General features: G+C 57.0%; 15 protein-coding genes. All 15 read right to left on the bottom strand.

Annotated elements, in window-relative coordinates:
- Positions 1–94 precede the first annotated feature (94 nt).
- The 15 genes from AC23NW_RS21180 to AC23NW_RS21110 all read right to left on the bottom strand — a co-directional run bounded on the left by AC23NW_RS21180 (position 95) and on the right by AC23NW_RS21110 (position 26,521).
- Entirely contained in the window at positions 95–2,854 is a 2,760-nt protein-coding gene (locus AC23NW_RS21180; RefSeq protein ID WP_487451840.1) for a family 78 glycoside hydrolase catalytic domain, read from the bottom strand.
- Positions 2,855–2,901: 47 nt separating this feature from the next.
- The gene (locus AC23NW_RS21175; protein ID WP_487451839.1) at positions 2,902–5,067 is read right to left on the bottom strand and encodes an alpha-L-rhamnosidase-related protein; all 2,166 of its coding nucleotides are present in this window, start codon (positions 5,065–5,067) and stop codon (positions 2,902–2,904) included.
- A 174-nt stretch (positions 5,068–5,241) separates the two neighbouring features.
- Positions 5,242–6,129, bottom strand: coding sequence for a sugar phosphate isomerase/epimerase family protein (locus AC23NW_RS21170; RefSeq protein WP_487451837.1), 888 nt, complete (start codon positions 6,127–6,129; stop codon positions 5,242–5,244).
- 104 nt (positions 6,130–6,233) lie between these two features.
- Positions 6,234–9,185 carry a sodium:solute symporter family transporter gene (locus tag AC23NW_RS21165; protein ID WP_487451835.1) on the bottom strand — a complete coding sequence of 984 codons (2,952 nt, stop codon included), beginning with the start codon at positions 9,183–9,185 and terminating at the stop codon, positions 6,234–6,236.
- A gap of 15 nt (positions 9,186–9,200) precedes the next feature.
- Entirely contained in the window at positions 9,201–10,346 is a 1,146-nt protein-coding gene (locus AC23NW_RS21160; RefSeq protein ID WP_487451833.1) for a four-carbon acid sugar kinase family protein, read from the bottom strand.
- An 80-nt stretch (positions 10,347–10,426) separates the two neighbouring features.
- Positions 10,427–11,455: a 4-hydroxythreonine-4-phosphate dehydrogenase PdxA gene (gene pdxA, locus AC23NW_RS21155; protein ID WP_487451832.1), complete on the bottom strand. Its 1,029-nt coding sequence runs from the start codon at positions 11,453–11,455 to the stop codon at positions 10,427–10,429.
- Between the two features lie 137 nt (positions 11,456–11,592).
- Positions 11,593–12,501, bottom strand: coding sequence for a dihydrodipicolinate synthase family protein (locus tag AC23NW_RS21150; protein ID WP_487451831.1), 909 nt, complete (start codon positions 12,499–12,501; stop codon positions 11,593–11,595).
- Between the two features lie 8 nt (positions 12,502–12,509).
- Positions 12,510–13,658, bottom strand: a complete 1,149-nt coding sequence (locus tag AC23NW_RS21145) for an iron-containing alcohol dehydrogenase (protein ID WP_487451829.1) — start codon at positions 13,656–13,658, stop codon at positions 12,510–12,512.
- A 3-nt stretch (positions 13,659–13,661) separates the two neighbouring features.
- Positions 13,662–14,801: a sialidase family protein gene (locus AC23NW_RS21140; RefSeq protein WP_487451828.1), complete on the bottom strand. Its 1,140-nt coding sequence runs from the start codon at positions 14,799–14,801 to the stop codon at positions 13,662–13,664.
- 13 nt (positions 14,802–14,814) lie between these two features.
- A complete protein-coding gene (locus tag AC23NW_RS21135; protein ID WP_487451826.1) occupies positions 14,815–17,574 on the bottom strand; it encodes a glycoside hydrolase family 78 protein in 2,760 nt (919 codons plus the stop codon).
- A 5-nt stretch (positions 17,575–17,579) separates the two neighbouring features.
- On the bottom strand, positions 17,580–19,013 hold the full coding sequence (locus AC23NW_RS21130; RefSeq protein WP_487451824.1) for a sialate O-acetylesterase: 1,434 nt from the start codon (positions 19,011–19,013) through the stop codon (positions 17,580–17,582).
- 75 nt (positions 19,014–19,088) lie between these two features.
- Positions 19,089–20,927, bottom strand: a complete 1,839-nt coding sequence (locus AC23NW_RS21125; RefSeq protein WP_487451823.1) for a six-hairpin glycosidase — start codon at positions 20,925–20,927, stop codon at positions 19,089–19,091.
- Between the two features lie 162 nt (positions 20,928–21,089).
- Positions 21,090–22,001 (bottom strand): glycoside hydrolase family 43 protein, encoded by a 912-nt coding sequence (locus AC23NW_RS21120; RefSeq protein ID WP_487451821.1) that lies wholly within the window; start codon positions 21,999–22,001, stop codon positions 21,090–21,092.
- Positions 21,998–23,386: a glycoside hydrolase family 140 protein gene (locus AC23NW_RS21115; RefSeq protein ID WP_487451820.1), complete on the bottom strand. Its 1,389-nt coding sequence runs from the start codon at positions 23,384–23,386 to the stop codon at positions 21,998–22,000. Before AC23NW_RS21115 ends, AC23NW_RS21120 begins: the two co-directional genes overlap by 4 nt.
- A 6-nt stretch (positions 23,387–23,392) precedes the next feature.
- On the bottom strand, positions 23,393–26,521 hold the full coding sequence (locus tag AC23NW_RS21110; RefSeq protein WP_487451818.1) for a DUF6298 domain-containing protein: 3,129 nt from the start codon (positions 26,519–26,521) through the stop codon (positions 23,393–23,395).
- Between the last annotated feature and the right edge of the window lie 127 nt (positions 26,522–26,648).

Below are 26,648 nucleotides of genomic sequence, written 5' to 3'. Positions count from 1 at the left end.
CCTTTCTTCTTTCTGCCGGGGGGGGGGGCCGCCCCCTTTTCTATTATCCCACCCCCCCCCCCCCCCCCCCCCCCCGGCCGCCAGGCATCTTTCTTTATAGCCCGCCAACCCTCGTCCGGAACCGGTACGTCCCTGACCCGATCCGGACCTGTGCACGGCCATTGGCGTGGCTGACCGGCTTGACGACCCGGCCACCCTCCCGTACCGGACTGCTGCCGTCGGCGGGCAGATAGACCGTGGCCGTCGTATTGGGCGGAATCTCAACCGTCAGGTCGAAGGTGGTGCCGGTGCGTTGCCAGGCGCACTGAATCCGGCCGTACGGTGATTCGTAGGACGCCTGCGCGTGCATCACATCGCCCACCGGCTGCGGATAAATCACCGTCCGCTTAAAGGCGACTGACGTTTCTTCCTGTTTGATCCCGACCAGTCCGGCGTAGAACCACTCCATCAGGTGGCCCAACATAAAGTGGTTGTTGGATACCGTCGGCAGGGCCTGCCACGATTCCGTCAGCGCGGTGGCGCCTTTCGCCAGCTGGTAGCCGTAGCCCGGCACATCCGAGCGGTTATTCATCGCATAGATCACGTCTGAACGGCCCGCGTTTTCGAGCGCCCGCAGCAGGTAGCGATACCCGATGTCTCCGGCCGTCAGGCTGTTGTTCCGGCTCCGGATGTCGGCAACCAGATTATCCACGACCGCCGCTTCGTACTGCGGCTCAACCAGCTTCATAAACAGTGCCATAGCGTTGGCTGTCTGGCTGTTGGTGGCGTATTGTTTGGTTTCCCGGTTAAAAAACGCGTTGTTGAATGCCTTGCGCACCTCCACCGCCAGTGACCGGTATTGCCGGGCATCGCCGGCTTTCCCCAAAAATGTCGCAATCTGCTCCATAATGGTCAGATCGTAGTAGTAGATGGCCGTACCGGTAACGCCCATCGGTGTCAGCTGTGAGACGCCCGGTGGTTTAGGCCCCAGATCATACCAGTCGCCCAGGCCCTGCGACAGGATGTGGTTGGTGGCCTTAGTTCCCAGGTAGGCGATGTAGCGCTGCATCATCGGGTAGCTGTCGGCCAGTTCTTTTGTCTCGCCGAACCACTGATACAGGTACCACGGCACGATGATGGCGCTGCTCCCCCACTCCGGCGAATCGCGGAAAATACCGCCTCCCCAATCAAATCTGACGTATTCCGGTGCAATTTCCGGAATCAGTCCGTCGGGCAGCTGCGATGTACGCATGTCGTGCACAGCCTTTTTGAGCAGACTGGCAATGTCGTACTGATACCGCACCGAAGCGCCGACCAGATGCAGTTCTTCCAGCCAGCCGAGTTTTTCGCGGTGCGGGCAATCGGTAAACACACTGACCATATTGCTCTTAATGGCCCAGTCAATCAGCGTATTTGTGCGGTTGAACAGGTCGTTTGAACTGGAGAAATCACCGATGCGGGCGGCGGCATTCCGGATGTGTAAACTCCTGATATTGATCAATTCGGGTTGACTCGCCGGATTGACGGGACTCATATGCACCTGCGCGTACCGGAACCCGTAGTACGTAAACTGCGGACGCCATGTCTCAACTCCCGCGCCTTTCAGCACGTAGGTAAAAATAAACGGACTGCCGCTTGCCTTCTGATTAACCGATCCGTCGGCTTTGCGTAATTCGGCCGGATAGATGCGCACCGTATCCCCGCGATGCCCCCGCACCGACAACTCGATAATCCCCGAGGCATTCTGCCCGAAATCAACCACCTGATCACCGGCAGGAAGTTTCTGACTGCTTTTCGGACTAAACGTTTCGGCCACCGTCAACGGCTCCTGACTCTGAGCAATAAGCGACGGCGGGCCATCGGTCAGCAGCACCGGCCGCCAGTGGGTGTCGGTAAAACCAGTCTGGTCCCAGCCAGGCTGCGCCCGCGTAGCGTCGTAATCTTCGCCGCCGTAAATGCTTGAAAAGGTGATTGGCGACGGAGCGGTTTTCCAGGAACCATCGCTCAGGACATCGGCCGTTGTACCGTCCTGGTACGTGATGGCCAGCCGGCAGATCATTTTCGGGTAACCGAACATCACCTTCAGCTTGCGGTAGCGGCCCTTGACCGGCGGCACGTAGTAAAAGCCGTTGCCCAACATCACACCCAGCACATTTTCGCCCGATTTCAGTTGATTTGTCAGGTCAAAGGCAACGTACTGGGCCTCTTTATCGTATTTGGTCCAGCCCGCATCCATGAAGTGGTCGCCCACTTTGCTGCCGTTCAGGTGCAGATCGAAATGCCCTAAACCGGCCATAAACAGAGTCGCCTGCCGGATGGGCTTATCAACGGCCACCACCTTACGGAACATCGGCAACACGTTCCCGCCCGTTACGATGTCCTTTTTGCCGTCGGTCGGCAACGGATTGACCAGCGAATCGGGCAGTTTTTCGTACGCAATCCAGCGTGCCTGCTGCCAGTCCGACGGCTGCAACAGGCCCATCTGCCAGCTGTTCACCGCACTCCAAACCGATTTATTGTGCCGGTTATCCCGGACGTTGACTTTCCAGTAGTAGCGTTTGGCCGCAACCAGCGTTTTTCCGCCATACGGGACCTGAATGGAGGCATCAGACCGTTGTTCGCCCGAGTCCCAGCAATTGCCGGTATTAGTCCGCAACGCTTCCGGCGAGTCGGCCACCAGAATCCGGTAGGTGGTTTGCGTCACGTTACGGCCATCGCTCCGGAGCTGCCAGCTCAGGGATGGTTTCTGCGTCTGCACACCCACCGGATTAATGCGGTATTCGCACCGCAACGCCGTGACCTGCACCGGCTGCGCTCCCGCCGTCAGCATGCCGAACGTACCTGCAATCAGCCAGAAAAATCGGTTAACCCACATTCGTTTTTATCCTTGTTCTATCGTTTCGGAGCTGCGAAACATCGCTTTTACAGCTGATACGTCACGACATAATGTTTGCCTTTTTCGACCGTCAGCTCGTACATGCCGCTGCCGGTAGCCCGTACCTCCCCCTGGCGGCAGACGGGTTTAGTTTTGCTACGGAACCGCAGCGTTCCTGTACCGGCATTTGTGCCGATTACGCTGATCTCTTTAGTACTGCATGTCAGCGTCACCTCGCCATCGGGCGTAGGCACCTTTCCTTCCATCCACTGCAAGCCGCCTAATGTTGGTTCAATCAGGTAGGTAGCATAAGCCGGTGCGGTTGGTTTCACACCCAGGTAATACTTGCCCAGCAGGTAAATCGGACTGGCACCCCACGCATGGCACAGGCTCTTGCCGAACTCTCGGCCATACATCGCATAGTGTTCCGCCCCTTTTTTGGTTGGGTTGTATTCTTCCCAGAATGTCGTCGCACCCAGTTTCAGCATGCCGCCCCAATAGGCTTTCATTTCGTTCAGTACATACGACTGCTCACCCATCGCACAGAGCGCTTCCAGTTCGTAAAAACGCATGTAAGGTGTCGTGATTTTCTGGATGTTATTGTTTAGCAACACGTTCTGCTTCACCCCCTGCTTCTGCGCTTCGGTAAAGTAGTTGAAGAAAATACCGAACATGTTGGCGTAGCGGGTCACGTTCTCCGTCGGTACGCCATCCACGCGGCTGTGCACCAGCGCCTGTTTCTGCTCATTCCAGTAATTGGCAAACAGTTTGGCTTTCACATCAGCGGCCAGCTTGCTGTACATGGCCGCGTTCGGGGCGTCGTTGGCAACCTGCGCACATAACGCCATCGTTTCCAGACTGCGGGCAAACAGCAGCTGCTCAAAACTCACCTCGCCTTTTTTGCTCAGCCCTTCGGCCCAGTCGATAAATACCCAGTCGCCGGCCAGGCCTTCGAGGAGGCCGTTTTTGTTGCGGCGGCCGAGGCAGTAATTCATCAGGCTCTGCATCCGGGGATAAAACTGTTTAATAAACGCCTTGTCGCCCGTGTGCTGGTAGTAGTCGTAAATGCCGATGAACCAGTAGAGCGTGTAGTCCATGATGGTGTTGATGTGGCTCGTCACCGGATCTTTGCCCCGCAGCGCCAGCAGCGTCCGCGTCACCGACGGCGAATCAAACATCAGGTAGTAGTTCATCAGGTAACTCTGGTTGGCATCGCCCGACCAGATCCAGCGGTCACGTTTGATGCCGTCGATGAAAAACTCGCGGGTGTTCAGGTGCAGGGTATACGTGGCGACGTCGTAGATTTTGTTGATTTCCTCATCGGAACACCGGAAGCTGCCCCGGTCCGCCACCGGCAGGTACTCGTACAGCATCGACACCGAGTCGATGGAGACGCTGCCGTCGACCTGCACATTCACATACCGAAAGGCCTTGGTCAGTTCCATCACCGAGTCCTGTTTCGCCGACTGACTGATTTCCAGATGATCCAGCGTTTCGCAGGTCGCTGTTGTGCGGGCTTCTTCGGCCGATTCGCCGTAATAAATATCGACATTGCCCTTTCCCGTCAGCCCGTGCAGTTTAACCTGACCAAAGGTCTCTTTACCGAAGTCCAGGAAAAACGACTTGCCTGTCCGGGTGGTTTTCACGGCCGGTTGCGGCTTCGTCGCCAGCCGGAATGTCGACGGCGGGGTATTGATGTCGTCAAAATTCCACGAGCCGGCCAGCAACCACGTTGTCCCCGACTGATCAGATGCCTTGCCGGTCTCGTCGATCCACTCCTTGTCCTCAAACGTCACCAGCCACGTATCGTCCGACACCACGTTTTTACCCTTCACGTAGATGGCCGGCACACGGTCCTGGCAGAACACTTTCAGGCTCACTTTATGCTTACCGGCGGGCACACGAATCCGCTTCGGAAAGCCCGGATACGCCTTACCGTCGATTTTGACATTGTATTTCCCCTCAACGGCAAGCGCCACGTCTTCGGCTTCGGCCAGGTCAAAATCCTTGTGAAAGTCGATGAGATTGTAGTGGCTGTCGAGTTTCCAAAACGGGGGCAGAAACGTGCCGCGTTCAGTCCGGCGATTCTGCATGTTGTTGCCGAGCCATACTTCGAAATCGCCGGGATACCAGATCCAGGTCGCCCGCTTCTGTGCCAACGCCGGAGCCAGCAGGTACAAGGCCATAAAGCCGGTCAGGAGGTATTTTTTCATATTAGGTTTTAGGATTAACTGAGGATATATATACCGGCTACTTTCCGGGCTTCCGGCCATCAGGCAAAAACACGTTGATTTTCAGTATTTTACCATACCACATAGCCACATAAGGAAACAAAGATTTTTTATTCTTATGTGCTCTATGTGTCTATGTGGTATGACAATGGCATTTCAGGATTGAAAAACCGATTTCATGTAGGCGGTATTAGCCCCGAAATTCTTTTTCACATTGCGGGGATCGCTGGCATCGCGGGACCGTTCGATGACCAGCCAGCCCTTCCAGCCCATGTCATCAAGCACTTGTTTCACCTTCGGCATGTCGAGGCGGGTGTTGTTCTGAAGCCAGACCCCGTCATCGTCGGTACAGTGAATCTGGCAAATCCGTTTACGGCCCAGAATCCGGAGTTCGTCGTACAGGTCCCGGCCCGATTTCAGCGGATTCGAGAAGTTGAAATAAATCTGAATGTGTTTCGAGCCGATTTCTTTCAGCAGTTCAACCTCGCCCCGGGCATCCAGCGCCGTTTCGATCCCGACAGTTACGCCCGCCTTCTTCGCCATTTTCCCGACCACTTTCAGCCGCTCGACAATGGCCGGCCGCAGTTCCGGATTTTTCACCAGATCGCCCTGCACCCCCAGCGGCAGAAACGCCACCTTGACGCCCATCGCCTGCATGGTGTCGAAGCAATCCTGAATCATCCGCTGGTACGTCGGGCGGGTTGCAAACGACTGGGCATAAAAACCCGTCATACCGATTGAGCAGATAGCCAGATTCAGTTCACGGGCCTTGTCCAGAAACTGCTGCCGGATTTCCGGCTTTGCCAGCTGGTTGTCAAAAGTATCCCGGTTGCCCAGCCCGCCCATGTCCAGTTCCAGCCCGTCGGCTCCGATTTCTGCCGTTAGCGGCAGCGCACCCAGCTTCTGCCGTTTCAGAATCATTACATCTACCACCGCAATCCGGTAGCGCGGCGACTTTTGGGCCCAAAGCGCAGTAGGGTTCAGCGACAGCACAGCAGCAAAAGCAGCGCTGCGGGATATAAATCCGCGACGGGTCAGGTTCATATATAATTGATTATCAAACTACTATACACAACACAGAAGTACAGAAAAAACAGATATTCAGCATCTTATGTGGTCTATGTGCCTATGTGGTAAACCTGTTTATGCTACTTCCCGACCTGCTTTTCAAGATCCGCAAACGAGTGAATGGCGTTGGCCGGCAACTGCCCGCCTTTCGGCCCGAAAACATACATGGCCGGAAACGGCTCAATGGTCACCGCCGACTCATCAATTTTCCCGTCCGGATGTTGGACCGCTTTCAGGTCAAGATGCAGGTGACGGGCCAGAAACGAATACATCGCTGCCCGCTTGTTGACGCCATAATCGTGGCCTTCCTGCGGGAAATGGGCGTTTTCGAGCGCGTTGGTCTGGCCGTAAAAGCCATAGGTCCGTTGCAGAAACGGGAATTCGGTGTCGGGTACATGCTGCGTCCAGTCTTTGCCGTCGCTGATGACCAGCTGCGGACGCGGGGCCGCCATGGCCGCAATCTCCGCGTTGTTGGTACCGCCCTCACACAGGTGCACACCCATCCCGCTCTCGCACGGACAGCCGCCGCTGTGGTACGACGACAGCATAGCCACCGGCACACTCACCGCAATCCGGTCTTCGATAGCTGTCATGAGCATCGTCTGACTGCCACCGCCCGAGGCCCCGCTGATGGCCACCCGCTTCGGATCGGCGTTTTTCTGCGTCAGCAACCAGTCCAGAATCCGCATGCCGTTCAGGATCTGCATTGTCTGGGCCAGGCTCCGGCGGTGGTCTTCGCCTTGAAACTGGAGGGCCGATTCGCCCCAGGCAAAGAGGTCGTAGCTGAACGCCATAGCGCCCATCCGCGCCAGCGTGGCGCACCGGTACTGGCAATCGGACCGGTAGCGGCCGTCGCCGAAATGCCCGTCGGGGCTCAGCACCACGGGCATCGGCCGGCTGGTATTCAGCGGCTTGTACAGCGACCCGCACACATAGACGCCCGGCACGGTTTCGATCGCTACGTTTTCGACCGTATACCCTGCATACTGCCGTTTATTCGTGATGATGGGCTGACTGTTTGGTTTGGCGGGCATCTGATCCAGCTTCAGCGATGCCCGCAGGCAGGTTTTCAGCGCCGCTTTACGGGCCTCCCAACCCGCCCGGTCGCGGTAAAGCGAAGCGAGGTAGTCGAGCTGGAGTTTACCCTCTTCGGGTGTTTTCAGGTGGTATTGGTAAGCCTGTAATTTGTATTTCCCTTCGCCTTCTTTAGCAACGGTAATGTCCTGGGATGCAAAGACCGCTTGCAGGGTTTTATCTACATCGGGCCGGAACCGCCAGCCCGCGTAGGTCACGTACCGGTCTTTCACCAGCTCTTCGGGGTAGCGGATTTTGATGGCATACCGCTTTTCCAGCTGCGTAATGACGGTCTTCATCGGTTGCCGGAAGGCATCATCGGCCGTTTGTGCGGAAGCAGACAGGCCCGTGCCGGCCACCAGCAGCACCACCATCGCCTTCACGCGGGTTGAAGCCGCATGTGCCGCTTCGGCTTTTTTTCCGTTCCGCCAGCCCCGATACAACAGGTTTTCGTCAAGGTCCGGTTTCGGGAAAAACAGACTGGCCACATAACCGACCCCTACGACAACCAGATGGCTATACACGCCCAGCATCAGCTTGTGGTGCGAAAAGTTATACGCACCCAGGTCGAGCAGCAGTTTTTTATTGTCTCCGTAGCCGATTTCGGTGGAGGTCAGAAAGGCATAGGACGTGAACAGGATACAGACCAGAATGGCGATGTTAACGCCCTGCCAGTTAGCGCGCGGGCTGAAAATGCCCAGCAGGAAAATACCGACGATACCACCCGAGAAAATGGCGTACAGCGTAAAGACAATGCCCAGAACACCTTCATTACCCGCATTCAGGTAGATGGCCCCGATGCCGATGGCAATCAGCCCCGACACCACCACAATCAGCTTACTGACCCTCAGATAGGTCTTGTCAGGCGCGTTAGGGCGCAGTTTTTTGTAGAAATCTTCGAGGCCCACGGCGGCCAGCGAGTTCAGATCGGCGCTGAGGCTACAGATGGCGGCCGAAATCATGGCGGCCAGAATAAACCCGATTACCCCTTTCGGGAAATGAGTCATGATGAAATACGGGAAGACGGCATCGGGACGCATGGCTTCCGGCAACGGGTGCTGACGGTAATAAACAAACAGCGCCGTGCCGATAAACATAAACAGGCTCCAGACCGGCACCGTCAGTGAGATACCGAGAATCGACGCACGGATGGCCGCTTTATCGGTCTTTGCCGTCAGATACCGCTGCACCACTGTCTGGTCGGTTCCGTATTTCTGAATGGCATAAAACGCCCCGTTGATGACCATGACAATGAACGTCAGCTGCGTAAAATCCATGTCATACGGGCCGAACCCTGCCCTGCCGTTGGCGGAGGCCACATCCAGAATTTCGGGCAACCCGCCGTCTACCGAAAAAATCAGCACGGCCACGCACAGGATGCCGCTGGCAAAGAGCATAAAGCCCTGAAAAACATCCAGCCAGATCACCGCCTCAATCCCTCCCAGCAGGTTTACGGCAATGATGATGAGTCCGACAATAACAATGACGTAGAACGTATCGGCTCCGGTCATGCGGGTCAGTGCCACGGCCAGCAGGAAAAAGACCGTTCCCATGCCCGAAAACTGCCGGAGCACAAAGGCGATGGAACTGTAATACCGTGCTACGGCCCCGAACCGCTTTTCAAAATATTCGTAGGTACTGAGGCCGATTACCTTACGGTAGAGCGGCACAATAAACCAGATCGTACCGAGCAGCACAACGGGCACCATCAGCCCCTGCACCAGCAGAATCCAGTTGTTGGCATACCCCTCGCTCGGGTAACCCAGAAACGTAACACTGCTGATCAGGGTAGCCAGCAGCGACATGCCGATGGCCCAGGCCGGCACACGCCCTTTGGCCGCGAAATAGTTCTCGGTCGTTTGCTGGTTACGGGCATATCGTAAGCCGAAAAACAGGTTAATCAGCAGCACAATGCCGATGATCAGGTAATCAAGTACGCTCAGGGTCTGGGTTGACATGCGTTCAGAAACAAATCAAAAAGTCCAAAGGGTTTCGGGCCATGCATAACTGCCCGGCTTCATGGTAATGTGTACGGCAGGCCGCTCAATGGCCTGCATCCGGATCACGCCCGGGCCAAGCTCCTGCACCGGTGTCAGCCGCTGAATGCCGAGTTGCCGGAGGATCGCCGAGGCCGTTGAGCCGCCTTCGATGACCAGTTCCGGCACCGGTGTTTTGGCAAGTACCTGTGCCACGGCCTTTGCCATGCATTCGCGGAGGTGCAGGGCGTCAAACGTCTCCTGCTCATCGGGACGGATGGCCATGATCACCGGCTTCTGCAACAGCATATCCGCCGCCACCAGCGATGTCCAGGCCTGCAGTTCCTCCTCACTGAAGCGGTCAGCCCGCATCAGCCCGACAGGCATGTAACGCACGGTATGGCCTTTGTCAGCAGCATCTTTCACCAGGGCGACACTCTTGCCAAAAGCCGTCCCTGATACATACAGGACCGTTTCCGGAAATATAAATGGCTCCGGTACAGCCTGTTTCTGCAAGCCGCGGGCGTCGAGCAGGGCGGTAAAGAAACCAGCCGCGCCACCAAGAAATGTTTCCGGCCCGACGGTCTGTGCCCAGACGGCCAGATCGCTGACCGACGCGGCTTCGCCGATGGCAATGCCCTGCTCCGGCAGCGGACTACCGGTCGGGCGGATAAACACCTTCGTACGGTCGGCCCGCAGGCGGGTCAGTACGTCGGAGTGCCAGACTGGAAACTCAGGGTCCTGCGCAAAATGCGTCCCGGCAATCGGGACACCGTTGACGTAATAGATACCGCCCGTCAGCGTTCGGCCAAGGGCCGGGTTAGCCGAAACCAGCAAGGCGTTCGGTGTGCCCACGACCTCCATCTGGGCAAACACCTCCGCCAGCACATGGCCCCGCATCACGGAATCCATTTTTTTATAGAGCAGGGACGGCTTCAGGGCCTTTACCGCCTGCGTTGCCGCGGTCATCTGCGCCACAGCCTCCGGTTCGGCCACCGACCGTGCATCGGTCGATACCACCAGCAAATCAGCGGTTGACGCCGGATCGGCAGTCATCGCCAGTTCGACCCGCAGGCCATAGGTCATACCGATACCCGCCAGCTCAGCCGCCCCCGTTAAGTCATCAGCAATTACGGATAGCATAGTTGTATTATGTAAAACGGAATGATATTCCGTTTGCAAACATATATCTCTCCGCGCCTTAAACGGAATATCATTCCGTTTTACCTGTTTTTCGCCAGCTTCACGGCGGATTCGATGGCCAGGAGCATGGCGTCGGGGCTGGCGACACCCTTGCCGGCAATTTCGAAGGCCGTTCCGTGATCGACCGAGGTACGGATAATCGGCAGCCCCATCGTGATGTTCACGCCCTTCACGCTGTCCATCTGCTGTTTGGCGGCATTCCACTTGAAGCCGGTCAGTTTGAACGGAATATGGCCCTGGTCGTGATACATCGCCACAATACCGCCGTAGTAGCCGGTAGCGGCTTTTGAGAACAGCGTGTCGGCCGGTACGGGGCCATCGACATCGTATCCACGGCGGCGGGCTTCTTCAACGGCGGGCAGTATTTCCTGATCGTCTTCGGTACCAAACAGGCCTGAGTCGCCCGCATGCGGGTTCAGACCGGCTACCCCGATTTTCAGATTTTCTTCGCCCAGCGAAATCAGCCCGTTCTGTAGCAGGTCGATTACTTCCAGAATCCGGTCTTTTTTTACCAGATCACACGCCTGCCGCAGCGAGACGTGGGTCGAAACGTGAATGACCTTCATCTGCTCCTCAACCAGCAGCATGCCATACTTTTTGGTGTTGGTATAGTGGGCATAAATCTCGGTATGACCCGCAAAATGATGGCCCGCCTCGTTGATTGATTTTTTGTTGATCGGGCCGGTTACGGTGGCATCTACCTCGTTGGCCAGTGCCAGTTCGATCACCGTTTTTACGGCCGCAAACGCTGCTTCACCGGCCATGGCCGAAATCTCGCCGAACCGTAGCTGACTCAGGTCAACATTGTTCAGGTCATAGACATCGACCGTTCCCGGCGTAAACAGGGCATCACGCACCTGCGTCACGGGATGAATGCGGACGGCAAGGCCCAGCCGCTGTGCAATGTCGGTAAACACACCGGCATCACCGACCAGAATCGGGTTGCAGCTGTCGTAAACCGCCGGATCAAGCAGGGCTTTTATCGCAATTTCGGGGCCGATGCTGGCAGGATCGCCCATCGTTATGCCCACGATTGGTTTTGTTGTCATATTTTTTTCGGACGACCACATGGGGTCAGGTTTGGGCGACCACACGGGATCAGGTTTGGGCGACCACACGGGGTCGCCCGTACGGGGTTGCCCCCCTCTCCTTATTTTAAGGGGAGGGGTCGGGGGTGGGGTTTATGTTAAACGTTCTCTTTAACCAATAATTCTTCCAGCCCTGCGATTAACGCGGCGGCTTCTTTGGTTGACATCGGCTGTAAGGGCGGCATAACGTGCGGCTGGCAGAGGTTGTGCTCCTGCATCAGTACTTTCAAGGACCACAATGATTCGCCCAGGGTCCGGCCGCTCTGGTACAGGCTGCCAAACAGATCCGACTGGTGCTGACACGAGTAGGCCCGTTCGTGATCACCCACGGCAATGGCTTTCTGCATTTCCTGATAAATCGATGGGAACAGGTTGCCGGTGCTTGGTACCAGCCCGTCGCTGCCGTTGATCAGCGCATAGGCCGACTTAGCGGCCCAGCCCAGAAAATGACTGAAATCAGGCCGGTTGGCCCATAGCTTCAGCGACCGGTCCAGCCGTTCCAGGCTACGCTCCGAGTCTTTGGTGCCCACAATATTCGGGTGGTAGCTCAGCTCATCCAGCACCTCCAGCGGAATCGACATGTGGGTAGTGGCGGTGATGTTGTAAATAATCATCGGCCCCTTCACCTTGTCGGCCAGCTGCTCGAAGTAACGCTGCATCTGGCTTTCCGGGAGTGTATAATACGACGGCAGTGTAGCGGCTACCACATCGACTCCGGCGTCAAAACTTTCATGCGCAAACGCCACGGACTCCTCCAGGCAATTGGACGAAATGCCGGCGTACAGCACCGTCCCGGCCGGTTTTACCCGCGCGGCCGTCCGGATGTATTCCCGCTTCAGGTCGTTCGGTAACGAGGCCGCTTCGCCCGTTGTACCCAGGATAAACGGCATGGCTTCGTGGCGGTACAGATTCGCCATAATTTTTTCGACGCCCGCCTTATCCAGCGTATGGGTTTCGGTCAGCGGGGTAACCATGGGAACAATGACGCCCCGGTATTTCTTTTTCATAGTCATCTTCAGTAGGCGGCCTCGTATATGGTTATGGCATCGGCGAGGGTAATCTCCCGCGGATTATTCTTCAGCAATCGGGTAATTTTCAGGGCATCTCCGGCCATGTCCGGGATCGCCTCATGCGGAATACCAACCTCACTCAGCCGCGCCGGAATGCCGCACGCCTGATTGAGTTCCCGTATTTTAGCAATCCCGCGCTGAGCGGTCTCCCCGTCAGTTTCTCCCTGCTCACAGCCGAGAGCCAGCGCGACCTGCGCGTAACGGGCCGGAGCCGCCGGGGCATTAAACGCCATGACATACGGCAGCAACAAGGCATTGGATAAGCCATGCGGCAGATGAAACAAGCTTCCCAGCGGATATGCCAGCGCGTGCACACCGGCCGTATTGACCGGTCCCAGACAGAAACCACCCAGCAGACTGCCCATCGCAACCTGCGAACGGGCTTCCTCGTCTGATCCGTTGGTCACCGCCTGCACCAGATGTGCGGCGATCAGGCGCATGCCCTCAAACGCATAGAGGTCGATCAGCGGCTGAGCGAACTTGTTAGTGTAGGCCTCCAGACAATGCGTCAGGGCATCCATACCGGTAGCTGCCGTGATGGCCGGGGGAACGCTCAGGGTCAGCAACGGATCGACATAGACCCGATCCGGCACCAGAAACGGGCTGATGATCCCTTTTTTCTGGTTGTCCGTCTCATCGACCAGAATCGCATTCGGCGACACCTCACTGCCCGTGCCCGAGGTGGCCGGCACGCAGATCAGCGTCCGGCTGCGGCCTGCCAACAAGCCGATACCTACGTACTCAGCCAGCGTTTGGGCATTGCCCAGCTGCGCCGCAACCAGCTTGGCCACGTCGAGTACACTGCCGCCCCCGATGCCCAGCACCACCTCCGGGTCGAAGGGTTCGGCTACGGCCATCAGCGCACGGAAATCGGCGAAGGTCGGCTCCTGCACAATGCTGGTATCGGTCTGCACCGTAATACCCGCTGCCGTAAGCTGCGCGATCAGTGGTGCCAGCTGGCCCAGCAACGGGCTGATGGTTACGATGAACACCTTTTTTTTGCCCAGACCGGCCAGATCACCGGCCAATTGGGAAAGCGTGCCGTTCCCGAAAACCAGCTTACCGGGAAAATGTATGTGTAATGCCTGCGTCATGCGTCAGTCTTTTGTAATTTCTCCGGCTACGGGTGGCGAATAGCCGTCCAGTGCAGGCCAGATACCGTTTTCAATCGTTTTGGTTTTCAGCTTCTTTGGATTCACGACCGCGTGTTTGATCTTCTGCCGCCGCCAGGTATAAATGACATGCACCATCCCGTCTTTGGTCTGAATCACCGACGGATACGAATACTGACTGATCGGTGAATCTTCCAGAATCAGCGCCGCTTTCCACGTCTTGCCGTCGTCCGAGACGGAGAGGTTCAGCGGGGTACGCGGTCCTTTCGCCAGGGTGCCGGGGGGCAGCACGTGGTTATAGACCAGCACCTGCCGCCCGTCGCGGAGCGTCACTGCGTCCGTACCCGAATTGTTGTTCGGCAGGTTGGTTTTAGCCAGGGCCGACCAGGTTTCGCCGTTATCCGACGACCATGCTTCGAGCAACGCCCGGTCGCGGCTGCGGGCCAGTATCTGTAGTTTGCCGTTTTTATGTACCAGGACACTTGGCTGGATACCATTCAGGGTTTTGCCGTCGTTAATCGGCCCGACCTTGCGCCACGTCTTGCCGAAATCCGGCGTTATCTCAAAGTGAATCTTCCAGCCATCGCCTTCCGTGCTTGTCGGGCAAATCAGGTTACCGTTTGCCAGCAGAACCGGCTTATTTTTGACGGGCCCGATAAAGCCATCCGGCAAGGGGTTGGCCGCCGACCAGGTTTTCCCGCCGTCTGCCGACGTTTTCAGCCAGCCTTTCCACTTCGACGGACTCGGGCCGATTTTGTAAAACAGCATCAGCTCGCCCCCCGGAATCTGGTACAGTACCGGATTCCAGCACGCATACCGTAGTGTGTCGTTGACAATGCCGTTGGCTACGTTTTGCGGCGCACCCCACGCCCCGTTTTCGTACCGGCTGACCCAGATACAGACATCCGGATTGCGTTCTTTAGTACCGCCAAACCAGGCGGCTGCCAGGCCGTTGGGGGTTTCGGCAATCGTGGCCGCGTGGCTTTCCGGAAACGGCGGGTTCTCCACTACAAACTCGTCCTTTATCAGCCCCGTTTGCCATTTGGCCAGCTGTGCCTGACTCAGATGCCCGATACTCAGGCAAACCAACAGGGGCAGCAGTGCTTTTATTCCATTCAGTTTCATATGCATCATTCGTTTACAGGCTGCTCCTGAACGTATACGTTCCCGACCCCACCTCAAAAACAACCCGTCCGGCCTCGGTTTTTACCAGTTTTATCCCCGCTGCCGAAGCAGCCTTCTTACCGCCTTCCAGCACACGGCCCGCTTCCTGCGCCGGTATATGCACCAGGGCTTTGGTATTGGCCGGTATCGTTATGTTCCAGCTGAAAGTGTTTTTCTCCCGCTTCCAGTCCGACACAATCTGCCCGTATGGCGAGCGATACGACGCGTTGACGGCATTCAGCCCCGCCGGTAGTTCTGGCTTCATGACAATCGTTTTAAACGCCGGTGCATCCGGAGCCGACTGAATCCCTGCCAGGTGCTCGTAGTACCACACCAGCAGGTCGCCCAGGAGCATAATGTGATTACCGGAGTTCATTTCAGGATTGGCCGTGTCGCCGTTCCAGAGTTCCCAGATGGTGGTAGCCCCGTGATCGGCCATGTATCCCCAGCTCGGGTAGCCGCGGTTGGTGGCAATCCGGTAGGCAATATCCGTGCGGCCGTTATCGGTCAGGCCACGCATCAGCCATTGGGTACCGATGACGCCGGTGCTGATATGGCCTTTGTTTTCGTTCAGAATCTTATCGGTAATACACGCCATTACCTGCGGCTTTGCCGTTTCCGGCACAATACCGAATGCCAGCGGCAACAGGTTGGCCGTAACGGTATTGTTGCCGTACTGACCCGCTGTCTGGTTCAGAAAGCGCTGGTTGAACGCCGTTTTCATGGTGGCGGCGGTGCCGGAAAACGCTTCGGCATCGGCCGGTACATCCAGCAGCCGGGCAAACCGCTCCATCGTTTGCAGCAGGTGAATGTATGTCGCTGAAGCCAGCAGTGCCCCTTCGGTAATCCGGGCCGGATCCTTCGCATGAATCAGTTCCTTCGCTTCCGGCGGCACGCACCAGTCGCCGTATTTGTCTTTGGTCACCAGGCCATTTTCAGTATAGCGGTCGGCCATGTACAGCATCCACTTTTTCATCGACGGATAATGTTTCCTGACCGTTTCGAGGTCGCCAAACTGCCGGTAAAGCATGTCGGCTACGTTCAGGTAGGTGCCTGGCCAGGTCACGTTATCACCGTAATAACGCCAGAACGCCGGTGCCACATCGGGAATACTGCCATCGGCTTTCTGCGACTGCGCAATATCATCGAGCCACTTGGCATATAGCCGGCTGTTGTCGAACAGGAAGCTTTCGCCGTAAGCGCCGGTACTGCGGTCGCCCAGCCACGGCTGGCGTTCGTTCCGCTGCGGACAGTCAACGGGCATACCCTTGTAGTTGCTCAGGATACCCCAGTACGCATTCCGGTGAATCTGATCCAGCGTCGGGTCTGAACTGGTGAATGTGCCGATGGTAGCCATGTCGTCGTAGACCACCCGCCCGTCGAAGTCGTTCAGGGTCGGGGTGCCCGGATAACCGGTAATCTCAGCGTACCGGAAGCCGTGGTAGATGAACGTCGGCTCCCACGATTCGGCGCCCCCGCCTTTAAGGGTATACAGGTCTGTTACTTTGGCGTCGCGCAGGTTCCGGACGTAGAGTTCGCCGCCCGGTTGCAGGGTTTCCGCGAACCGCAGTTTCACCTGCGTGCCGCGCGGCCCCGTTACCCGCATCCGCAGCCAGCCCGCCATATTCTGGCCCATATCGAGGATGTAGCGTCCGTCGGGCAGGCGGGTCAGCCCCACCGGCCGGATGGTCTGCATCACCTTCATGTTGGGGTTCATCTGGGCTTCGTACTGTCCGCCCGGCTCCTGCACAAGTTCGGCCTTCAGCCAGTTTTTATCGTCGAAACCGGCGGTGGTCCAGCCCGTCAGCTCTTTGGTAGCATCGTATTCCTCACCGTCGTATTCGTTATTGGTCCGGATCGGGCCTTCGGCCGTAACTCTCCATGACTCGTCGGTCGTGACCACCTCCCGACTGCCGTCGGCATAGGTAATATCCAGATTCAGCAGCAGCTTCGGATAACCGAACGTCTTGATTTTGTAAGGTTTATAATTCTGCCGCATGGCATAATACCGCCCGTTACCCAGTACAGTTCCGATGGCATTTGCGCCGTTTCGCAGTAGTTTTGTTACGTCAAAGGCGTTGTACTTAACCCCCTGCGTGTAATCGGTCGGGCCGGGGGCCAGCACCTGATCGCCGACTTTCTGTCCGTTCAGATACAGTTCGTATAGCCCCAGCCCGATGATATAAGCCGTTGCCTGACTGATTTCTTTTTTCGCAGTAAACTCCTTGCGGAAATACCGGGCCGACAACCGGGCAAAGGTCTTTTCATCGTCCCACGCAAAGGCACGGTCCAGCCCGATCCAGCGGCCTTTCCATTCTACATAATGCAGGATACCCATACTCCAGTAAGCCGGTTCGCTCCAGCTGGTTTCGCCCTGGTTTGTCCAGACTTTTACCTTCCAGAAACAGCGCGTCCGGCTTTTCAGCGCCTTACCGGCATACCCCATATGCAGGCTCTGTGCGGTATTCAGTTTGCCCGAATCCCATAAATCGCCCTGATTGGCCGCCAGCTTTTCCGGACTCGACGCAACCAGCACCTGACAGGCCGTCTGCACAATCCCGCGGCCCGTGCCGGTAATGGTCCAGCTCAACCGTGGCCGCAGCGCATCAATGCCTTCCGGATTGGTCAGCAGTTCGCACCGCAGCTCCCCCGCCGATACGCCGGCATCCGACGCCCCGACGGTTGTCAGCCAGCACCCCATCAGGGTAATCAGAAAAAGACACGCTCGTTTCATGTTCGTTAGTTCAATGTCCTGGCCAAGGGATTATCTGTCCGGAACGGTCGGGCCGGTAAGCCTTCCTTATTGATTAAATTCGGTTGTGCCGCTTCGTCCCAGCCGAAGCGCACCGCGACCGGTTTACGCACTGCCTCAGCCCTGACCACCACCGTATTGCCGTCGATGGTTACCTGCGCCGGATGAAAGACGCCGTCTTTACCGGCCACTACAAACCCCGTCAGCGGTTGTCCGTCCCGGCTGACCAGGCCCGTGCCCTGGTTGTCAAACGTCAGCACGGCCGCCTGACCTTTGCGTTTCATCTGCCGGAAAGTTGGTCCCGAAGCAACTATCTCCGTGAGGCCGTAGGTTTTATTCAGCGCCACCAGCGCCAGCCGCCGGCCGATTTCCCACTTGTAGGACGGGTGAATGTCCGTCAGGTCGTCGGCCAGATCTGTCGTGACGATCATGCCCGTGTTGGGCAGTTGCAGCACCAGTTCCTGTGCCTCGCGGAAGGCAGGCAGCGTTTCTCTGGTCAGTACCACTTTATTCCCCTTCGACTCCGAGTACATAAACGGAGCGATTGAGACATAGTAGACCGGTAATCCGGTGTCCTGCCAGGCAGTTCGCCAGCTGGTAATCAGTGCTTTCATTTTTTTGGCATAGGTCGTTGTTTCGTTCAGGAAACAGTTCGACTCGCCTTGGTACCAGAGAAATCCCGCCACTCCGAACGGCACCAGCGGCCGGATCATGGGCTCATAAAACTTACCCGGTTCCCCTTCCAGCTTCTGGTTTGCGAAAAAAGGTTCGGCACGGAACCCCTCTTCCGGAATCCACGGCTCAATCCGGCTCCCCGGCACAGCCGACGAAATCACGCCGACGGGCACCTGCAACCGTTTTTGCAGTTCTTTGGCAAAGAAGTAGGCGGGTGCCGAAAACGACCGCAACGCCGAGTCGCGGGCAACGCTCCAGCCACGGTGCAGCGAGTCGGGTTTGATCAGCTCCTTGCGGTTCACCAGAAAAATGCGGATGTCCGGATTGCTGGCAACCTCCAGTTCATCGACCGGATTCGGGCCATCGACCACCGGCCGCTTCACCTTGCTGTTTTTCCGCATCGTAAACTCCATGTTCGACTGTCCCGAACACAGCCATACCTCTCCAACAAGAATGTTTTCCAGCCGGATGGTATTGGTCCCGCTGATCACCATGGCAGCCGGTACGTTCGACGCTCTCAGCGGCTGCAACACCACCTGCCAACGACCCTGTGCATCGGCCGTTGTTTCGGGCCGCTGACCGGCAAACTGCACCGACACCCGTTCACCGGCGGTGGCCTTGCCCCAGATCGTCAGCGGCTTGTTCCGTTGCAGAACCATGTTATGCCCCAGAATACGCGGCAACACCACAGCCCCTTCCACGCGGGCCGATGCTAACAGGTTCAGTATGAGGAGGAATCGGATCATATCATTTGTAACACGGAATGATATTCCGTGCTGCGTTTATTTTAAAACCGCTATGGAACGGAATACCATTCCGTTCTACATATTTGTCGAAAATCGTTTAATCACATACACCGCTTCGGGGTCCTGATCACCGGCATTGGGCAGATCGTAGGCCTGGTCGGTCGGCGTGTCGGCATCCGGGAAACGGCGCACACCGCCGGTCCGGAACACCACGCGGCGGAACGATGCTACCGGCGCAAAAAACAGCCGGGTACCTTTGGCCTGACCGTTCACCGAGATTGTAAACATGCGTTTAGCCCGGTCCAGCTCCACGCGGACATCGTAGGCCTTACCCGCTTCGTATTTCTGAATCCCCGAGTCACGGTAGCCAACTTTGGCCTTAAAGGTGCTGTCGGCATCGAACATCAGCCGGACGGCGGGGGTCCCTTTTTCGTCCTGAAACTCAATCTGTAATGTACCCTTGTCGGCTTGCTGCGGCACCACCGTAAACGCCACCGTCAGCTTTTTCGACTCCGGAATCACGCGTTCGGCCTTTGCATACTCGAACTTATCCTTGTCACGAAGTACGAGCGCTTTGCTGCCGTCGGACTGTTTTTCGATCTTTACCGTTGCCTGTAACGGGCTGTAAATATTCCAGTTAGTCAGTTCTTTGCCGGCAGGCAGCTGGTTGAAGTCTTCATTGGCGTGCGTCGTCACAACATCCGAAACGGGCACCGGAATTTTTGACACCCAGATATCTTCCTTGTTCATGCTGTAGGTCACCCACAGGTTGCCGTCGGGCGGCGTGCCGTTGCCTTCTTCAATGCCGCGCACGTATTGCGGGCCGTATGATTTGTACGCGCCTCCGTAGCGCATGGGCGAGATTTCGCCGTTTACGAGCAGCAGATTCGTGTAATTCAGACCGTCGGTGCTGGTCGATAACGCCAGTGGCCAGCGGAACTCCGACGGATTATAGACCGTCACATAGCGACCGTCGGCTGTGCGCTGCCCCCAGATTTTGGCATTGCTATTCACAAAGCCGGGCGCCCGCAGCGGACCATAGGCCCATGTTTTGCCGTTGTCGCTACTGATCGAGGTCAGGGCATGTTTCCACAAACCGACTACCCGGCCATCGGGCAAATGGTAGTAGCTGAATGCCTTTACTTCTTTTTTGAGCGGAATAAGCGGGTCGTTGCGGTCGGCTTCTTCTACCCACTGCTGCATCATCAGCGGGTTGGCCAGCAGTTCGTTGCAGGCCTCCACAAAGCCTTTATCCTTCGATGTTGTATAGAACGGGTACGCCGATTTGCCGGCATCCCAGGACGAATTGTGGCGGATGAAATAAATCGGGCCAATGCTGCCATCGGCGTAAATTTCGCGGACCACGCGGCCAATGCCGTTACCGTCGTTCGGGTCGTCTTTCGGGCCCATGACAATCCCGTAGAATGCCAGCGTCAGCAGGCGCTTATTTTTTGCCACGAAAAAGCCCATCCGCTGGTGCATGACCGCATCCAGTTTATTGGCCACTTCCGGCCGCCCCGCTTTTTTGAAGCCATCGGGCAGGCGGTAGACGGGGAAAATAATGGCCGGTTTGGTCCAGGTATAGCCGTCCTTCGAGGTCATCAGCAGGGTCTGCCCCGGCGGCACGTGCTCGCCTACCGGATTGCTCAGGTACTGGAGGTAATAGGTGTTATTCCAGTAGGCCAGCATGGGCGCGTGGTTGTAGGTCCAGTTGTTGCCCCCTGCCCACTCCGGATGTTCGCGGTTGGCGCGGAACACCTGTACGGTATGTACCCCGACAACCGGACTCAACTGGCCATGGTGGTAATCCACGTTTGACAGCGTGGTGCCGGTATACCGAACCGTATCCTGGGCCCAAAGCTGCGGACCGCAGAACAACAGGAACAGGCAGAGTATGTCTATGTATTTTTTCATGTTTTTATCTACTGTTAAGTAGTGCCTCAGGAACAACTGATTTCATACCACATAGGCACATAGGGCACATAAGCGATTGAAAATCTTTGTTTTTCTATGTGACTATATGGTATATGTATTTTGAGCAACAAGAATATAACCAACTAACCAACAGTCACTTAATTAACTATCCCCTTTTAACAACCTCGTCAGTAAACGTCTTTTTACCCGCAAAATGGTCCCGTGCTTGTGGCCTTCGGGAACACTGATACGGGCCGATGCATCGGTGAACGTTTTAAAATCGGTGGTGCTGACTGCACCGTATTTTTTGTCCTGATACGAATCGAAATAAATCAGCCATTCCTTACCGGTGTTGACCACCGACGGCCCTTCGGTGAACTTCTTCGTGAAGGCCTCCGAGACACCGGTATAGGGACCGGTCGCCTGCGTACTGAAAGCCACTTTGATGTTCCGGTTCGGGCGCGTGTTGTCTTTCAGCACCAGCACATAATCGTCTGCCTTCCGTTTGGTAATCACCGCATCAATCACGCTGAAGCCGGGATCGAGAAAGAGCTTTGCCGGCGAAAACGTCCTGAAATCAGTCGTCGTCGTGTAATACATCCGGTGGTTATTCAGCTCATCTTCAATGCCTTTTTCAAAGCGATACGGCACCGTTGAGGCCCAGATAATGATAAACTGACGGGTAACCTCGTCATAAAACAGTTCCGGAGCCCAGACATTGACCGTTGTGGCTTCATGCTCCATCACCGGCAGAAACCGCTGTTCCGACCAATGAATGAGATCAGTTGAGCTGGCATAGCCAAAGCCCTTGTCGCCCTTCCAGCTGCTGGTCCAGACAAGGTGGAACGTACCGTCCGGCCCCTGCACCATAGACGGATCCCGCATCACCTTCTGCTGTCCGACGGCCGGTTTCAGCAACGTGCGGTTCAGGTCTGTCCAGTGATACCCGTCGTTACTGTACAGCATCCGCAGCCCTTCATTGGCCGGTTCGTGAAACGACGTAAACAGGTACGCTTTCGGCGAACAGGCCCCGCAGAGCAACGCTCCGATCAGTATTACCGCGAGTCCTTTCATTTAGCTTCCAGAATAAGTACCCAGTCATTGCCGTTGGCCGGCTCACCAGGCGGATTAAACGATTGAACACCCGTGTTCGGCACGGCGCCGATGGCCGTGGTTTTACCGGTACGCGGATCAAACCACGACGCGGTCAGGGTTTTGCCGGGCAGTTTGCCCATGTTCAGTTCCATGTTCCGGCCGGTGTAGGTGTATACCAGCGCATACGTTGCACCACGGCTGGCCACCAGTCGGTTATACCGCTCACCTTGTTTTGCAATCAGCTCCTGCGCCGGTACGCGGTCGAAAAACGATTTCGACAGCAGCAGGTTTTTCAGGTAGATCATCTGACCGGCCCCTTCGGCATCCAGAGCGGGGCGCCAAAGGGTTTTGGCCCCGAAGTCGCCGATTTTGTCAGCGTCCTTATGCATCTGCATCACCGAGTTGTGGCCATAGGTGTAGCCAAACCCGCCGGCCAGCACCGACCAATACGCATACCGGCGTACATCAGCGGCTGTCCAGCGCGTTTGCCCGAAATCATGCAGCCCGTACGGAATATCTTCGTATGACGGCTCGGCGTCCACAGTCGGCTTTGTCGGTTTCAGCGACAGGTCATACTGCATATGCCGCCAGTTATCTTCGCCATAATGTACCTTATCGGTTGATACGGTGTCCTGCGCATAGCTCTTGTGGCCCGACTGCACCATGTTGAAATCCAGCCACGGCTCGTTGTGGAACCACTCGGTCGAGGAGGCGCGGCCGCGCGGGTGGAACGTAATCAGGTGATTCGGGTCTACACGGTTGATGGTTTCGCCGATCAGGTTCCAGGTCGCCAGCGAGTCGGCACCGCGTACATCGCCGCCGTTCAGCCAGATGATATTCGACCGGTTTTTATACCGGTTCGCAATAAACGCGGCATAGGTCTTTGCCTGTTGCCGGCTCACATGCCCCGACTTAACATTGGCCCCCCAAACCGGTACCAGCGCCATGTAAATGCCTTTTTGGGCAGCCTTGTCGATCACAAAATCCATGTGATCCCAGTAATCATACTCCGTTGCATTGGCAGGAGAACTACCTTTGGTCACTCGTGGTGTTGCCACGTTCTGATTGATCAGGGCCGAATCTCCGTACGCGTTCTGTACTTTCAGCGTGTGCAGCACCATGACCTGCACCACATTAAAGCCTTTTTGCCGGCGGTTTTCGAGATACGTCTCTGCCTCCTGCCGGTCTAATTTTGACAACAGCAACCAGCCGGTATCACCCAGCCAGAAAAAGGGTTTCCCGTCGGCCGTTTGCAGAAAACGGCCGTTTGCCGACACCTTCAGCGGCTTTAGCTGTGCCCGGCTCACGGACACGCAAAGGGCTGATAGCAGCAGGATAACCAGTATTTTTTTTGTTGTATGCATCACGTATTACAGCTCTTTTATCTTCTTCAGCCAGATCACCCCCTCGCCGGCCACCGTCACCGGACCGCCGCCTTTGACGGTTTCGGGCAATGTGGTTAGGGCTCCGGTTTTCGGATGAATGCGTTTGACGGCATAGGTACCTGGCATACCTGCTAAATTCAGGGTTACGGCCCCGGCCGTTTCGGTGTAAACCACCAGCCCGGTCTTTTCATGGCCCATCGCCCAAAGGTTCGCCGGTTGATCGGGAAGCGTCAGCGGCTTCATGGCAGCAACCTCAGCGGCAAACAACCCGTCGGCAACCGGAGGAATGTTCGGTAGCGACCCGCCCGCCAGTAACACCGCCCAGCCCATGCTGTCGAAACTATCACCCGAATAGGTCACGGCCTTGCCCGGAAACTGCATCCGGTAGTCGCGCACGGCACGGTATACCTGCTCAAATGAGGTCTTCTTCGGCGGGGTCAGCCGGGCGTGCTGCCGGGGTGCCAGGTTCTGCCCGCCGGCCGGTGCATAGGCGGTCCCATTGGCCTGATAATGCCAGTACCGGATGTCGATCAGGTCAATAACGGCGGCCCGTCTGGCGTCGGCCAGAATGGCATCCTGCACATCTTTGGTCGTGCTGAGACCGATGGTGACCTGCTTACCGGTTTCCCGCTCCCACTCCTGAATGGTATCCAGCCAGAACTGCACAAACGACAGCGGGCCCGTATACTCGGCACTAATCAGCTGAATGACACCGGTATTGCCGATAAAATTAGTCAGGCACTGCCGGATGTAGGCCTTGTGCAGAGCGCGACGTACGGGATGGGTAACGTCGTAAAACTGTTCCGCCATGAAAATGCGCTTGTCACCCGCATACGGCACCGGTTCCGGAAAACCGGTATTATTGATGTTGTTGGCGGGCCGCCACGGGAAATCGGCGTAGTGGGCACCAGCCTCAATGATGTTATGCTGGAAATAGTTTTCGTGCATCAGCACCAGCCCCTTCTGATCGGCCAGATCGGCGAACTGCTTCAGCCGTCCCCAATACCATTTATTGTAGCGCGTCAGGTCGTACTTGCTCAGGCCGTCCCAGGCGGTTTCGCGGCCGCTGCGGGCAAAGGGCAGTTCGTAGAACGGCGCCCAGACCTCGCCATCCATCCGCCGGATCCGCTCATGATCGTCGCGGCGGCGCTCATACCATAAGCCGTAATTATGGTCAATCACGGTTGTGTTCGTCAGCTTCATGGAATCGGTCATGGCTTCCAGATCGTCGGTGAGGCCGCGACCAGTCATGCCCGGCACAAAGCGGGTAATGTGCGGTTTGGCACCCGCCAGCCCGTGCGGACGGGCACTGCCATTCCACCACGGCACTTCCTGGCGGCGACCGGTCAGCAGGGCATTGCTCCGTACCAGTACCCCCTGCCGGATCTGCATACCACCCGCCAGCACCGGAGCCGGTGAGGCCGGTACGCCGATAGCATCAATCGTTTTGGCCGGCGATTCAACCGGAATCGGCTGACGCACCGAGGCTGCGTCGATAAAGGCGGCGAGTGTCGGAGCGGGGTTAACCGCCTGTCTGGTCAGCGCGGCGGCCACCTCAATTTTGGGACTGCTCGATGCTTCTGATTCGACCGGCAGCAGGATGGTGCGGGCCGCAACGCCCTCACCGAGCCGTTCCCGGAGCTGGGCATAATACAGGCTCCGCGGCTGAATGTGTTCGTTGGACATGTCCCAGTAGCCGTCGCCGCTGAACTGCGCCCAGGTGCCAAACGCCCAGTTTTGCGCGGTTGGCGGCCGGAAGCACTCCACCCGTGCCGCACTGCACTGCCAGAAGACACTGTTGGCCACGGCCCAGCCTGCCCCCTGCCCGTCCTGCCCGAGGTTGGCAAACCGCAGGGCATGGCCGTCGATGGTAACGATGTCGAACAGGACGCCCGATGCCCAGCTGTCGATACCGCCGCTGAAGCTGTATGGCAGATGCGATTCGCACTGCACAAAGGCATTCGGACCGGTGGCGCAGTAGCCCACCGCAAAATCATGGTAGCCCGATTCAGCATACAGACGCTGGCAGAGCACCTGCTGCCCTTTTACGTAAAACGTATTCCGGCGCTCATTGCCGATTTCCGACACCGGCGCCAGCGACTGACAGTCTTCTACCGTAATCCGGCGGGCTGTCTCCTGAATGTTCACCGCCGAACCGGCAAAGTGCGCAAAAACGACCTGCCGCACCCACGCATCCTGCACGTTTTCAAGCGTGATGGCCGTCCACCGGTGCTCTTCGTCTTTCGGCTGCATTTTATCAATGGTCGATTCCAGCCGGAGGTTTTCAATGCCCGCCTGCTGAATCCGGCCCTTCCAGTGATATTTTGCGATAGTCCCACCCCCATAGGCCGAGTCCAGGGCAGTTGTCAGGGGTGCGTCCAGTGTCAATTCAGTACCCTGCACAGCCACAACGGTACGGTCCCAGAACAGATCGCGCTGACCGGGTTTCCAGCCAAGGGCCGTTACGCCCCCGCCAAAATGGTCAGTACCAATCACCTGAATCCACTCTTTGGTGGATGGCCGCTGAATCCTGACCGGATCGCCGGCGGCAAACACCTGTCCGGCAGGCACCTGAACGGTACGGGCATTAACCGGCACATAGGCACTGGCTATCCGCACCGGCGGTTCGGTACGGCGGTCCGGTTTACCTGAAATGGACACCAGGCTTTCGCGCGAGATACCGGTGCCGAGCAGCGTTGTTGCCTTGATGCCTGACCCACGTAATACCACTCCCGAAGCGGTAATCCGCAGGCTACCGGCTACGTCGAACACGCCCTTACCGAGCAAAACTGCTCCCCGGAAGCCATCGGATCCGACGGGCAGCGTCGCTACGTAGTCCAGGGCCGCCTGAATCCGGCGCGTGGCATCACCTTTCTGAGCGGGTACCACGACGCGGATGGCCGCTGTCGGAATTGCCCGTTCACCGGCCTGATAACCGGCATACGAAAAGTCCGGAATGCGGTTTCCGCGTTCATCAGGTGCATAGGTCAACTGCCCGTCCCGCGCGGCGGCTACAGGTGGTACCGGCACGGGCTTCTTTCCCTGCGCCTCCACAGAAGCAGGCAACAGCAGCGAACCGGCAACAAGTCCTGTCAGGAATCTGACCTTATTCATAATAATGGTTAACTAAAAGGCACTAACACTGACAAACCAGGCTGAAGTCGTGTTTGAAAATTGACTTACCATATAGCGACACAGGATACATAAGCGATTATAAATCTTTGTTCTTCTATGTGGCTAT

This window comes from Arsenicibacter sp. R0_47 (genome assembly GCF_057652235.1).
The sequence above is the reverse complement of the archived record's forward strand: the minus strand, read 5'-3'. Positions and strand labels throughout refer to the sequence as shown.

Coding starts and splice junctions, on each gene's coding strand:
- AC23NW_RS21180 (WP_487451840.1), bottom strand. CDS start 2,854: ATGTGGGTTAACCGATTTTTCTGGCTGATTGCAGGTACGTTCGGCATG.
- AC23NW_RS21175 (WP_487451839.1), bottom strand. CDS start 5,067: ATGAAAAAATACCTCCTGACCGGCTTTATGGCCTTGTACCTGCTGGCT.
- AC23NW_RS21170 (WP_487451837.1), bottom strand. CDS start 6,129: ATGAACCTGACCCGTCGCGGATTTATATCCCGCAGCGCTGCTTTTGCT.
- AC23NW_RS21165 (WP_487451835.1), bottom strand. CDS start 9,185: ATGTCAACCCAGACCCTGAGCGTACTTGATTACCTGATCATCGGCATT.
- AC23NW_RS21160 (WP_487451833.1), bottom strand. CDS start 10,346: ATGCTATCCGTAATTGCTGATGACTTAACGGGGGCGGCTGAGCTGGCG.
- pdxA (WP_487451832.1), bottom strand. CDS start 11,455: ATGACAACAAAACCAATCGTGGGCATAACGATGGGCGATCCTGCCAGC.
- AC23NW_RS21150 (WP_487451831.1), bottom strand. CDS start 12,501: ATGAAAAAGAAATACCGGGGCGTCATTGTTCCCATGGTTACCCCGCTG.
- AC23NW_RS21145 (WP_487451829.1), bottom strand. CDS start 13,658: ATGACGCAGGCATTACACATACATTTTCCCGGTAAGCTGGTTTTCGGG.
- AC23NW_RS21140 (WP_487451828.1), bottom strand. CDS start 14,801: ATGAAACTGAATGGAATAAAAGCACTGCTGCCCCTGTTGGTTTGCCTG.
- AC23NW_RS21135 (WP_487451826.1), bottom strand. CDS start 17,574: ATGAAACGAGCGTGTCTTTTTCTGATTACCCTGATGGGGTGCTGGCTG.
- AC23NW_RS21130 (WP_487451824.1), bottom strand. CDS start 19,013: ATGATCCGATTCCTCCTCATACTGAACCTGTTAGCATCGGCCCGCGTG.
- AC23NW_RS21125 (WP_487451823.1), bottom strand. CDS start 20,927: ATGAAAAAATACATAGACATACTCTGCCTGTTCCTGTTGTTCTGCGGT.
- AC23NW_RS21120 (WP_487451821.1), bottom strand. CDS start 22,001: ATGAAAGGACTCGCGGTAATACTGATCGGAGCGTTGCTCTGCGGGGCC.
- AC23NW_RS21115 (WP_487451820.1), bottom strand. CDS start 23,386: ATGCATACAACAAAAAAAATACTGGTTATCCTGCTGCTATCAGCCCTT.
- AC23NW_RS21110 (WP_487451818.1), bottom strand. CDS start 26,521: ATGAATAAGGTCAGATTCCTGACAGGACTTGTTGCCGGTTCGCTGCTG.